The sequence below is a fragment of the Edaphobacter sp. genome (genome assembly GCF_028283685.1).
Classification (GTDB): Bacteria; Acidobacteriota; Terriglobia; order Terriglobales; family Acidobacteriaceae; genus Edaphobacter.
Genome location: NZ_JAPWKF010000006.1, coordinates 143,012 through 155,619 on the forward strand (window position 1 = coordinate 143,012; position 12,608 = coordinate 155,619).

Consider the following 12,608-nt stretch of genomic DNA (forward strand, 5'->3'; position numbering starts at 1 on the left):
CACAAAGCATGAATGTATTCCTTTCGATGGAGCCGTAGCGTGTGATCCCTGGGAGGTTGATTGCCTCAGTTGATTGTATTAACTCCTCACTGAAACAAGCTCTTATTCGGTTCCGCTCCCATCACAAACTCCAGCGTCCCACCCTTCACGATGTCGGCATGCTGCAGCCGCGCCGTCTTCATCGTCACTCCATTCAGCTTCGCCGTCTGGATATAGCAGTTCGTCGCGCTTGCGTTCTTCGCGATCACGGTGAATTTCTTCCCTCCCGGCAGGGTCATGGTCGCCGAAGGAAAGCGCGGCGTGCCGATCCAGTACTCCGGAATCCCCGGCGCCACCGGATAGAAGCCCAGCGTCGAGAAGATCCACCACGCCGACATCTGCCCGGCGTCGTCGTTGCCGGGAATGCCCTTCGGTGTGTCGTTGTAGACGTCCACCAGCTCGGCCACCTGCTTCTGCGTCTTCCAAGCCGCACCTGCCTCGTCGTACAGGTAGGCGATGTGATGGCCCGGCTCGTTGCCCGGATCGTAAAGCTTCTTCTCGAACAGACCATCCAGGCTGGCGACAAACTTCTCTCTGCCGCCTAATGTCTGCATCAGCCCAGCAACATCCTGCGGCACGTAGAAGGTGTACTGGTAAGGGTTCGACTCCGTAACAAAGCTGGCCCATTTGTTGGGCTCGAAGGGCGTGATCCAGCTGCCATCCTGATGGCGGCCCCGCGCCAGCTTCGTCTCCGGATCGATCACGTTCTTCCAGTTGCTGCCGCGCTTAGCCAGTACAGCAGCATCCTCCTTATGTCCCAGCGCATCCGCAAACCGCGCAATGATGGTGTCGTCGAATGCATACTCCAGCGTGCGCGAGACCTGCTCCTTCTGGTGGAAGGCTTCATTGACCGGGTCCTCCAGCGGAATGTAGCCGTACTTCATGTACGACTGCAGCGCGCGTCGCCCAAGACCGTCCTTGTACTGCTCATAGGGTGGCGTATCGAAGGCATTCTGCCGCACCAGCTTCCATGCGCTGGCGAGATCGAAGTTGCGCAGGCCTTTCATGTAGGCGTCCGTCATGGCCACGCCTGTGTGGTCGCCGATCATCTCCGAGGTGTAGCTGCTCCACGCGGGAAAGATCGGCAGGTAGCCACCCTGCTCGCCCTTCAGCACCAGCGACTGCATCATCGCCTCGTAGCGATGCGGCTCCACCAGCGTCAGCAGGGGAAGCTGCGCGCGATAGATGTCCCACATCGAAAAGTCGTCATAGTACGGCGTCGCAGACTTCTCTACCTTGCCGCTGCCGCCAAAGCGCGGATACGATCCGTCCGCATCGCTGACGATGCGCGGGCCCAGCATCGAGTGATACAGCGCCGTGTAGAAGCTGTGCCGCTCCGCCGTCGTGCCGCCGCCGACTACGATCTCGTTCAGCACGCCCTCCCAGCGCTTCGTGGTCTTCGCCTTCAGCGCAGCAAAGTCCCACGCCGGAATCTCTGACCGCAGGTTGGCCCGCGCCTCGTCGATCGAAGTGAACGAGCTGCCCACCTTCACCACAACGCTGTGCGGCGCGCCAAGCTTGAAGCGCAGGTATGCGCCCATGTGCTCGCACTTGCCCTCGCCGCTCAGCTCCATATCGCTGCTGGCTTTCGCATCGCACCACGTCCCCGCCGACTCCGCCTGATCGCGGAACTGGATCACGAAGTAGCCCTTAAAGCCCGCAGGCTTTCCGCTGCCCTGGTAGACGCGGTAGACCGGGTTGTAGCCCGTAATCTCCTTCTTCGCCAGGTCCACCTTCACCCAGCCGTCCTTCATGCGGGCATTCGGCTCGATCACCAGGTTGGCCTCGCCCGCCTTGCCGTAGTTCACACGAATCATCCCGGCGCGAATCCCCGCCGTCATCTCCACCGTCTCGTCATACGCAGGCAGCTTCACGGAATAAAACGCCGGCTGCGCCACCTCATCGCTATGGGCAAAGGCCGCGGCGCGGTCCTGGGGCTGCGGCTTCAGCTCGCCCATGGTGGGCATCACGGTCAGCGAACCGTATTCCTGGATGCAGGATCCGCTCAGCCAGTGCGAGGCGCGAAAGCCCGTCAGCTTCGTATCCGCAAAGTAATACGGCGACACGCACTTCTTCTCCGTCGGCTGCGTCTCCGGCGTGAACTGCGTCATGGCAAACGGCTCGCCCACCAGAGGAGCCGTCTGCCCCTCATTGGCGGTTCCAATATATGGATCGACGAGCTGATACGGAGTCTGGGAAAAGGCAGTAGCCGAGACCAGGAGTGCAGGAAGGCAGCGCAGTAGGGTTCGCATCACGAACCATGCTAATCGGCGTTCGCGAATCGAAGGGGGCGAAGCACAATTTTCCTCACATGGACGCGTCCGCAGGACCCAATTCACAACGACGACGAATACGCAAGTCTATGTAAGTCAATGACTTGAATTATGTGACCAATTGAATTTCTGTATGCGTCTATGAATTCCCGGATTTCTCCAGGGGCTTTTGGCTTTGAACGTCTGTACTTTAAGGCACTTAACTAGCCTGATATCAACCTCATGGCGCTCAGTGATGAATGGCGTCAATATGGCACGCTGCGTGCTTCACCACACTCTTAGCCGGGGAATCAATTGACTAAAGAGGGGCTTAAGCTCCCAAAGCTGTTTCACCGGGCTCATTTATCGAGGATGGAGTTTATATGACGATGAGAAAAGCGGCCGCAGGGTCGTTGTTCGCCTTACTGTTTCTGGTGCTCTCTGCTATTGCAACAGCCACGGCCACAGCCCAGACCAGCAAAGGCATTCTTGTTGGTGTTGTGCGCGACGCAAGCGGCGCAGTTGTTCCTTTCGCAAAGGTGACCGTGATCAACGAGAACACGGGTGAGAAGCGTGAGGAGACCTCTGCTGCCGATGGAACTTACCGCGTCGATGCCATCAATCCCGGCACCTACGAAGTAGATGTAACGGCGAATGGATTTAAGCAGTTCCAGTTGAAGGGGAATGTCGTGAATCCCTCAGTGGCTACCACGGCGAACGCCACGCTCGATGTTGGTGGAGAAAACACGGTGGTCGAGGTGCAGGCCGACTCCAACGGCGTCAATACACAGAACGCCCAGTTGAGTGGAACGATTAGCGCGGCCGAATTAAAGACCCTGCCAATCTTTACGCTGAATCCGGCTGAGTTGGTCAATTCGCTTCCGGGTGCGCAGAACGTCTCCTCGCTTAATCTGGGGGGCGCCGGCGGTAACGGCTCCGTTCAGATCTCAATTAATGGCGCTCGTCCGCGCAGCAACAATTTCATGCTCGACGGCATGGATACCAACGATGTGTCAATCGGCGGCGAGGCTTTTCAGCCCGTGATGCCCGATTTCTTTTCGAATGCCACCGCTCTGTTGAACTCTTCAAGTGCGGAGTTTGGACGCTCGGGCGGCGCTGTAATCAACCAAGTCACCAATAGCGGAACGAACGCATTTCACGGCAGCGCGTACGAGATTTACACGGGCTCCGCGCTGGACTCACTGGACGGCCAGACCCGTCGCGTCAAGCCTCTCGCGGCAGATGATCCAAATCCGAAGGCACGCTACAACCAGCACCAGATCGGCTTTACCGTAGGCGGACCGATCATCAAGGACAAGTTGTTCGCCTTTGGCGGCGGCACGTGGATCCGGTATTACGGCAATACTCAGGCAGACCCAGTAGAGCTTCCTGATGCCGCAGGCTATGCCCAGCTCAGTGCAATCGGCGGTCCGCTGGCGACGCAGCTTCAAGGGTATCTGAATAACGGCTCATACCTGAATACGGCGAACTACAGGGTTATCTCGCCGAATGCCTCTTCCATTGCGATCAGCCCTCGGTCCGGATGCTCGACTGGATGCAGTGTGAGCACGGCAGTCTTCCAGCGCAACGCCACCGCGTATCTCAATCCTGAAACACAGTGGATGTACCGCATCGATTTCATTCCGCGGGCCAACGATACCTTCAACTTCCGGTATCTGCATGATCGCAGCTTGACTGCGCCATACTTCGGATTGAATCCGACGTCCCTGCCAGGCTTCGATGCCGCTGCCGGTGGCCCCTCGGAGTTGGGAGGCGGTACCTGGACCCACATCTTTAGTCCCAACCTGGTGAACGAGTTTCGTGCATCGGAGACGCGCATCAACTTCCAGTTCTATCCGACGGCAGAGACATTAGCGAACCCGGCGGCGAAGCTGCCGGACATCAACTTCTCCGACGCAAACATTCCAGTTCTTGGAATCTCCCAGAATATGCCCCAGGGCCGTGGGGAGGAGCTTTACCAGTTCCAGGACACTGTAGGTTGGACACGCGGCAAGCATACGCTGCGCATGGGAGCGGATATCTCGCGCCTGCTGGAGACGGATTATGTTGCGCAAACGTATATCGGGACGCTGAACTACAACGCTGATACCAGTGAAGGCGGAGGATTATCGGCACTGGATAACTATCTCAGTGATCGTCTCGGCGCCGGCGGGACAGCCACGAAGACCTTTGGTCCAACGCGTGTTGATCCACACATCTGGAAGCTGGCGGGGTTCATCTCCGACGACGTCAAGCTGAGCGCCGACTTCACCCTTAACCTGGGTATCCGGTACGACTATCTGACTAACCCGTTGAACGCTCTGCCTTACCCTGCGCTCGACGTGAACAATCCGTTTGTGCCGATTGATACCTACGTTCCCATCAATGCGGACAAAAACAATATCGCGCCGCGTATCGGCTTTGCCTACGTTCCGCGCCATGGCTTCTTTGCAGACGGGCGTACCGTCATCCATGGTGGTTTTGGCATCTTCTACGATCCATTCTTCACCAATATTCTTGTCAACTCAGCGCAGTCGTCTCCCGTGGCGCCTACGACGACGCTTCGTTCGACTGCTATTGGCGGCCTGACTGGAGCATCCGGACTGATTGCGACGATGACCCCAGCATTCAGCGCCAGTTCCTCTGTGCAAAGCGTTGCGAGCAATTTAGTCAATCCGCAGACCTACCAGTACAACTTCGGCCTGGAACGGGAGCTTCCGTTCCAGTTGAAGGCGACAGTGAATTATGTAGGCGCGCGGGGCTTGAAGCTGTACTCGAACCGCCAGCTCAACTATGCGGTTAACGGGGCCTTCATTAATCCGAATCGCGGAGCGATCAACGTTCGCGATAACCGAGCAGGATCGAGCTACAACAGTTTGCAGGTTGGAGTGGATCGCCAGTTCTCCAAGGGATTCTTCTTCCGGTCGTCATACACCTACTCGAAGAATCTGGACAATGCGTCAGAGGTCTTTAATATCTTCAACTCGCCGACCTCCTACCAGGCCAATCTGGCTGGTAACGGTATTCGACAGGAGTGGGGCAACTCGGCTTTTGACCGTCGTCACGTAGCTTCCTTCGTATATAGCTACGAGCCACGCGGTTTTCATTCAGAGAATGCGTTCGGCGACTTCGTTCTGAGTGCATTCACTCGTCACATCACCATCTCCGGACAGACTCAGTTTGCAACCGGCCCGTACACCAGCTTCAATACGAGCGGGCGTGACATCAATAACGACGGCAGCTCGGCTAACGACCGGCCAATCCTTTCGAACTCCCGCGCGCCGCTAAACTCAGTGGGCGTCGACGGAAGTGCGATCGGTGGGACATCTAACGTCTACTACGACTACGCGGCATACAACGCTTCACTCTCGTTGCCTTCCGCTCAGCGTGTGCGCACGCCGGTTAATGCGGGCGATGTGCACTTCCTTGTCCCGAGTGCGGCCAATGGAGCGAGCATGGTCTCGCGTGAGATTGGCCGCAACGCCTACGCAAATCCCGGTATGCAAACGTGGAATGTGGCTGCGCAGAAGGCCATTCCAGCGACGTTCAAGCATCTTGAGTCTGGACAGTTCATCTTCCGTGTCGAAGCGGAGAATATTGCCAACCACAACAATGTGCGCTACCTCAACCCGAACGTAACGCTGGTGGGTCAGTCTTCCTACCTGAACATTTCGAATGCGCGCGATCCAAGCGAGTATCGCCACTTGCGTCTGTGGGCTAAGTTCAACTTCTAAGCCGTTTTACTTTTCGCGAAAGAGGCTCCTTCGGGAGCCTCTATTTTTTGCCTTTGAAAATCGCCACGCCATGCGTCGCTAGAACTCGATGCCGCGCTGCGCCAGGATGCCCTTCTGGTACGCGTGCTTTACCTCGCGCATCTCGGTGACCGTATCGGCCAGCTCCACCAGCGACGGGTGTGCGTTGCGCCCGGTCAGGATCACATGCACCATCTCCGGCTTCTGCCTGAGCGCTTCGGCCACCTTATCCGGGTCGAGCATCTTGTAGCCGATGGCGTAGTTGATCTCGTCCAGTACCACCAGGTCCCAGTCGCCCGACTGAATGGCCTCCACGGCCTCGGCCCACGCGTCTTCCACCAGCTTCAGGTCTTCGGGATCGGTCTCTGCGCCGCCGACCTTCACAAAGCCGCGCCCCATCTGGCGGATTACGATCGACGGATCGTCCTCGCTGCCCAGCGCCTTGCCCAGGGCCTCGATGGCGTCCAGCTCGCCGTAGTGCCACGAGCCCTTGAGAAACTGCAGGATCAGCACACGCATGCCGTTGCCTGCGGCACGAATCGCCGTGCCCAGCGCGGCTGTGGTCTTGCCTTTGCCCGGCCCGGTGTTGATCACGATCAGTCCGCGGCGTGAGGTCTCAGTCATATCGATAAGCATAGCTGCTCGACGGCAGCGCCGGGCTCGCAGGCGTCAGTGCCCGGAGTGATACGGATGTCCCGCGAGAATGGTGAAGGCGCGATACACCTGCTCCGCCACCACCACGCGCGCCAGCTGGTGCGGCAGCGTGATGCGGCCGAATGAGAGCATCAGGCTCGCCCGGCTGCGAGCCGTGGCCGACCATCCATCCGCCGGCCCGATGGCAAAGACGATGCGCTGCGTGCCTGCATCGCGCACATGGCCAATCGTCTCGGCGATCTCCTCCGACGAGAGCTGCTTGCCCCGGCTGTCCATCAGCACCAGGTACACAGGGGTGCGCGCACTCTGCTTATCCAGCCACTCGAAGAAGGCAGGTTCCGTGTCTGAGAGGTGCGTCTCCGTCGCGGCATAGCGCGAGAGGCGCGTCGTGTACTCCTCCAGCAGCGGCTGGAAGGTCTTGTTCTTCGCTCCCGCGCCGCGCGCCAGGATGGCCGACAGGGTAACGCTCAGCATGGCATCCCACCGGTCATGGCATTAGCGAAAGCCGTCGAGCGCGTTAGCGCTTCGACGACTTCTTCTTCGCTGGAGCCTTCTTGGCGACGACCTTCTTCGCAGCCTTGACGGCCTTCTTTGCGGGGGCTTTCTTCGCCGGAGCTTTTTTTGCAGCCTTGGCGACAGTCTTCTTCGCAGCTGCCTTCTTCGCCGGAGCCTTCTTGACGGCCTTGGCGACCGTTTTCTTCGCAGCAGCCTTCTTCGGCGCCTTGCGGACAGCCGCGATCGAGGCCTTCAGCTCAGTGTTCAGCTCTGCGACCGAGAGCGAGGTAGCCGACTTGCGCAGCCGCTCCAGGCCATAAAAGGCACGCTTCTCCGGCGAGAAGATGTGGACGATGAAGTCCACGTAGTCCATCAGGATCCACTCTGCCTGGCGTCGGCCTTCGACCGAGTTGGGATAAACGCCGAACTCGCGCTTGAGCTTCAGCTCGATCTCGTCGGAGATGGCGACGTTCTGGCGGTCGTTGGTGCCATTGCAGATGAGGAAATAATCGGTGAGTCCGCTCTCAGAGGGGTCGAGCGCGAGGATGCGGATATCTTCGGCCTTCTTGTCCTCGGCCGCGGCGGTGGCGGCGAGCAGTAGCTTGTTGCTTTCAGTAGACGGCATGCGGCTCCTTCTCTTCTATGGTATCGGGTCATGCTCGGCGATGCCAGATTTCACAGGTCCAAATGCATCTTCGTATCCGGATAGATCGCGATTCTCGGCAGCCCACCGCAACCTCACGGTCTGCGCCTTCGGTGGCAGTCTACATGACCTCTGTGACGTCAGTTGCCGCGATACAGGTTGTGCTGGCGGATATACCGCGCCACGCCCTCCGGCAGCAGGTCGCGGGCGCTGTCTCCGGCGGCCAGCCGCTCACGCAGCCAGGTCGAAGAGACGTCGTGGTGTACGGTCTCGATCAGGTGCACGCGGCTGCGTTCGCTCTCGGTCAGCGCCAGCGGCGACAGGTCGTCCAGAGAGTATCCGGGGCGGCTCACCACGATCCACTCCGCCAGCTCCAGCAGGCGTTCCGGCTCGCGCCACTTGCGCAGGCTCAGAAAGCTATCCGCGCCCACCAGGTTGTAGAGCGCCGCCTCCGGCATCTCCTGGCGCAGCCGGGCCAGCGTGTCGACCGTGTAGTTGGGCTCTCCGTTCGGCTGCGGCGCATCCACGGTAGAGGCGGTAAAGCTGGTGCCCGGCGGAATCTTCTGCTCCTGCTCGCAGGCCAGCCGCACCATGGCGAAGCGGTCGGCGAAGCTGGTAAGCGTCACGCCCGGCTTCAGCGGCTGCTGCCCGACCGGGGCGAAGAGCACGGTGTCCAGCGCAAAGCTCTCCGCTGCGGCGCGTGCGATGCCCAGGTGTCCGAGGTGCGGCGGATCGAAGGTGCCTCCAAACAGGGCGACGCGCATGGGCTACGCTATCACGCCTGCCCGGGTTCGGCCTCGTTCTGCCCGGCGCGTGCACGGGCCAGCAGGGCCATCGTGCGGGCAAGAGGGAGGCCGACCACGTTGAAGAAGCAGCCCTCGATGCGCGGAATCCAGCGTGCGGCATAGCCCTGGATGCCGTAGGCCCCGGCCTTGTCCAGCGGTTCTCCGCTGGCGAGATAGCGCACCAGCTCCTGCTCGTCGATCAGGTCGAAGAAGACCTGCGTAATCTCCACCTCGCTGACGACGCCTGCGCGCGTCACGGCGGCGATGCCGGTCAACACCTGGTGGTTGCGGCCGGAGAGTGCCTTGAGCATTCGCCGCGCTTCCGTCTGATCCGCCGGCTTGCCCATAATCTCGCCGTCGAGCACCACCGTGGTGTCGGCTCCAAGCACGATCAGGGGCTCGTCATCGCTATTGCGCGCCGCATTGCGCTCCCACACGGCCTGGGCTTTTTCCACGGCGAGCCGCTGCACATAGGTGGCCGCGGCCTCGCCCGGTTGCATGCGCTCGTCAATGTCGGCGGCGTCTACGGTGAAGTCGAGTCCGGCCTGCGTCAGCAGGTCACGGCGGCGGGGAGAAGAGGAGGCAAGAATCAGCATAGTGTGTCGTTCGCAGTCACCCTGTTTAGATGACAAAAGGCCCGGTATCGGTCGAGAATCTAGTCGATGATAGCTCAGGCCCGAACCCGGCCCATCTTTCGCAACTTGTTATTCGTATTGGCGTTGGTCGCCCTTTTCGGCGGCGCGGAGGCAAACGCCGCTGTCGCCGCTGAGGGCGCGCCGGTCTTCGCGAATCACACCGAGGGCTACGCCTGCTTCCGCATCCCCGCCGTCATTCGCACGCCCTCCGGCACGCTGCTGGCCTTCGCCGAGGCGCGGCGCAACAGCTGCAACGACTTCGGCGACGTGCGCATCGTCATGCGCCGCAGCCGCGACGAGGGCAAAACCTGGGGCGCGCTCGAGACGGTCGCCGAGAATGGCACGCTGCAGGCAGGCAATCCCGCTCCCGTGGTCGATACGCTCGATCGCCGCTACCGCCACGGACGCATCCTGCTGATCTACTGCACCGGCGACGCCCCCGAGGACGCCGTCATGCGCGGCCAGGGGACGCGGCGTATCTGGTACCGTGCCAGCACCGACGACGGCGCGACGTGGTCGCAGCCTGCGGAGATCACCTCCGGCGCGAAGCTGCCTTCATGGCGCCACTATGCCACTGGTCCGGGACATGCACTCCAGCTCGCACATGGGCCGCATGCGGGGCGCATCGTCGTCGCGGCCAATCACTCCGAAGGCGACCCGCAGCCGCAGGGCCACGACTACACCGCGCACGCCTTCTATAGCGACGATCACGGCGCAACCTGGCATCTCATGCCGACCGTGCCATATCCCGGCGGTAACGAGAGCACCGCCGCGCAGAACAGGGACGGCGATGTGGTGATGAACATCCGCGACCAGAGCAGGCAGTCGCACGCACGCGTCATCGCCATCGGTGATGCAAAAAGTTTCATGTGGAACAACGTGTTCGTCGCACATGATCTGCCCGATCCCGTCTGCGAGGGCAGCATGATCGCCTACGGAGACCTGCTGCTGTTCAGCAATCCCGGCAGCAGTACCGACCGCCGCGATCTCACCGTCAGCGTCAGCCGGGACGGCGGCCATACCTGGCCGACGCGCACGCTGGTTGCGCCGGGAGACGCGGCTTACTCCGATATCGTCGCGCTGAAGCACCGGCAGCTCGGCATCCTGTGGGAGAAGGGGAACGCCGGAGGCATCTTCTTCATGTCGCAGCCCTTTGCGCTGCTGCTTCGTGGCAAAGCTGAGGCACAATAGAACACCCGGGCCCTGAAACGATCTGTTGAGGAGTCTGCCTTGAACAACCTCGTCCGTACCGCAGCACTTAAGGTCGCAGCCGCTACGATAGTAGCTATGTCTTCGTTGACCAACGCCCAGCAGCCGCCCATCATCGACCGTGCCCTCTTCTTCGGAGAGGTGGAGATCTCCGGTGCGCAGATCTCGCCCGACGGCCAGTGGATCACCTTCCTGAAGCCGTACAAGGGTACGCGCAACATCTGGATCAAGAAGGCGGGTGAGTCCTTCGACAAGGCGCGTCCGCTCAGCGGCGAAAGCTCGCGGCCCGTGCGCGGCTACTTCTGGTCGCGCAACTCGAAGTTCGTGCTCTACGCGCAGGACAACGCTGGCGACGAGAACTTCAACGTCTACGCCATCGATCCGGCCGCTGCCGCCGACGAAAAGACGGGCCTGCCGCCGACCCGCGCGCTGACCAATCTGAAGGGCGTCCGCACCATGATCTACGCCGTGCCCCGCGCCAAGCCCGACGTGCTCTACATCGGCCTCAACGACCGCGATCCGCGCTGGCACGACCTGTACGAGCTGCACATCTCCACCGGCGAGAAGAAGCTGGTGCGCAAAAACACCGACAACATCGCAGGCTGGGACTTCGACAACGCCGGCAACCTGCGGCTTGCGGCACGGACGAACTCCGCCGGCGATACCGAACTTCTCTCGGTCAACGATGCAGGCTTTAAGGTCATCTACAGCTGCTCCGTCTTCGAGCAGTGCGGTGTCATCGGCTTCGATCCGCACAATGCGAAGGCCTACCTGATCACCAACAAAGGCTCGCTGAATTTCATCGAGCTGGAGTCGATGGACCCCGCGAGCGGCGCGAGCGCGAAGATGGAGAGCGACCCGGAGAAGCGCGTCGACTTCGGCGGCATGACGACTTCGGACGTCGATCACCGCATCCTGTACACGTCCTACGAGGACGACCGTGTGCGCCGCTACTTCCACGACAAGGCGTTCGAGAAGGAGTATCTCTGGCTGCAATCGCAGCTTGCGGGCAAGGAGATCGGTTTCGGTTCTGCCTCGCACGACGAGAACCTGTGGATCGTGAGCGCGCACAGCGACACCGAGCCGGGCTCGACCTATCTGTGGGACCGCAAGGCGAAGACCGTGACGCTGCAGTACCGCATCCGCGAAGAGCTGCCGCGCGAGTCGCTGTCGGAGCGCAAGCCGTATCACTACAAGTCATCCGACGGACTCGACATCCCGGCATACCTCACGCTGCCCAAGGGGCTTGAGCCGAAGAATCTTCCGCTGATCGTGCTGCCGCACGGCGGCCCCTGGGGACGCGACTCCTGGGGCTACGACACCTTCGCGCAGTTCCTGTCGAATCGCGGTTACGCCGTGCTGCAACCCAACTTCCGGGCTTCGACCGGCTACGGCAAAAAGTTTCTCAACGCGGGCAACGGCGAATGGGGACGCAAGATGCAGGACGACATCACCTGGGGCGTGAAGGCGTTGGTCGCCGACGGCACCGCCGACCCGAAGCGCATCGGGATCGCAGGAGGATCGTATGGCGGCTACGCCACGCTGGCCGGTGTGGCGTTCACGCCGGACGTCTACGCCGCGGCCTTCGCCATCGTGGCGCCATCGAACCTGATCACGCTGCTCGATGCGATTCCGCCGTACTGGGAGGCTGGCCGCAAGCAGATGTACACGCGCATGGCCGATCCGCTGACGCTCGAAGGCCGCCAGCTGCTGATCGACGAGTCGCCGCTGACCAAGGCAAAACAGATCGTGACGCCGCTGGTCGTGGTGCAGGGTAAGAACGATCCCCGCGTGAACATTCGCGAGAGCGACCAGATCGTCGCCGCAGTGCGCGACAACGGCAAGCCGGTGGAGTACCTCGTCGCCCCTGATGAAGGCCACGGCTTCGCCCGGCCTATCAACAACCTCGCAATGGTCACTAAGATGGAGGAGTTCTTCGCCAAATATCTCGGCGGCCGCTACCAGCAGGAGGTTCCCGACGATGTGGCCGCGAAGCTCAAGGCCATTACGGTCGATCCGAAGACGGTCAACGGCAAGGTGACGGTGAACACACCGGCGCACTGAGGCTGACTGAAACGCAAGAGCTGAAGCGCAATAAAAAGACGGGGAGCATGATGCTCCCCGTTCTTCTTAGTGCCGCAAAT

At 60.9% G+C, this 12,608-nt stretch carries 9 protein-coding genes; 3 read left to right on the forward strand and 6 right to left on the reverse strand.

Translation table 11 applies throughout. From position 1 onward, the window contains the following. Positions 1-86: 86 nt before the first annotated feature. A complete protein-coding gene (locus PW789_RS09180; RefSeq protein ID WP_299374737.1) occupies positions 87-2,291 on the reverse strand; it encodes a GH92 family glycosyl hydrolase in 2,205 nt (734 codons plus the stop codon). Between the two features lie 383 nt (positions 2,292-2,674). Between PW789_RS09180 and PW789_RS09185 the strand changes: the two genes are divergently transcribed. Beyond that, the gene (locus PW789_RS09185) at positions 2,675-6,025 is read left to right on the forward strand and encodes a carboxypeptidase regulatory-like domain-containing protein (RefSeq protein WP_299374740.1); all 3,351 of its coding nucleotides are present in this window, start codon (positions 2,675-2,677) and stop codon (positions 6,023-6,025) included. Between the two features lie 78 nt (positions 6,026-6,103). Here PW789_RS09185 and cobO read toward each other — a convergent pair whose 3' ends face one another. From cobO to PW789_RS09210, 5 genes are all read right to left on the reverse strand, one after another. Beyond that, positions 6,104-6,667 (reverse strand): cob(I)yrinic acid a,c-diamide adenosyltransferase, encoded by a 564-nt coding sequence (gene cobO, locus PW789_RS09190; RefSeq protein ID WP_299374745.1) that lies wholly within the window; start codon positions 6,665-6,667, stop codon positions 6,104-6,106. Positions 6,668-6,712: 45 nt separating this feature from the next. After that, the gene (locus tag PW789_RS09195; protein WP_299374748.1) at positions 6,713-7,171 is read right to left on the reverse strand and encodes a 23S rRNA (pseudouridine(1915)-N(3))-methyltransferase RlmH; all 459 of its coding nucleotides are present in this window, start codon (positions 7,169-7,171) and stop codon (positions 6,713-6,715) included. A gap of 43 nt (positions 7,172-7,214) precedes the next feature. Continuing rightward, positions 7,215-7,817 carry a ribosome silencing factor gene (gene rsfS, locus PW789_RS09200; protein ID WP_299374751.1) on the reverse strand — a complete coding sequence of 201 codons (603 nt, stop codon included), beginning with the start codon at positions 7,815-7,817 and terminating at the stop codon, positions 7,215-7,217. A gap of 158 nt (positions 7,818-7,975) precedes the next feature. Then, on the reverse strand, positions 7,976-8,599 hold the full coding sequence (gene nadD / locus PW789_RS09205; protein ID WP_299374755.1) for a nicotinate-nucleotide adenylyltransferase: 624 nt from the start codon (positions 8,597-8,599) through the stop codon (positions 7,976-7,978). 11 nt (positions 8,600-8,610) lie between these two features. Further along, the gene (locus tag PW789_RS09210; protein ID WP_299374758.1) at positions 8,611-9,216 is read right to left on the reverse strand and encodes a nucleoside triphosphate pyrophosphatase; all 606 of its coding nucleotides are present in this window, start codon (positions 9,214-9,216) and stop codon (positions 8,611-8,613) included. Between the two features lie 123 nt (positions 9,217-9,339). Here PW789_RS09210 and PW789_RS09215 point away from each other — a divergent pair, with 123 nt between their 5' ends. Both PW789_RS09215 and PW789_RS09220 read left to right on the forward strand, forming a co-directional pair. Further along, positions 9,340-10,446 carry an exo-alpha-sialidase gene (locus PW789_RS09215; protein ID WP_299374761.1) on the forward strand — a complete coding sequence of 369 codons (1,107 nt, stop codon included), beginning with the start codon at positions 9,340-9,342 and terminating at the stop codon, positions 10,444-10,446. A 96-nt stretch (positions 10,447-10,542) separates the two neighbouring features. Further along, positions 10,543-12,528, forward strand: a complete 1,986-nt coding sequence (locus tag PW789_RS09220; RefSeq protein WP_299374765.1) for a S9 family peptidase — start codon at positions 10,543-10,545, stop codon at positions 12,526-12,528. Positions 12,529-12,608: the final 80 nt, after the last annotated feature.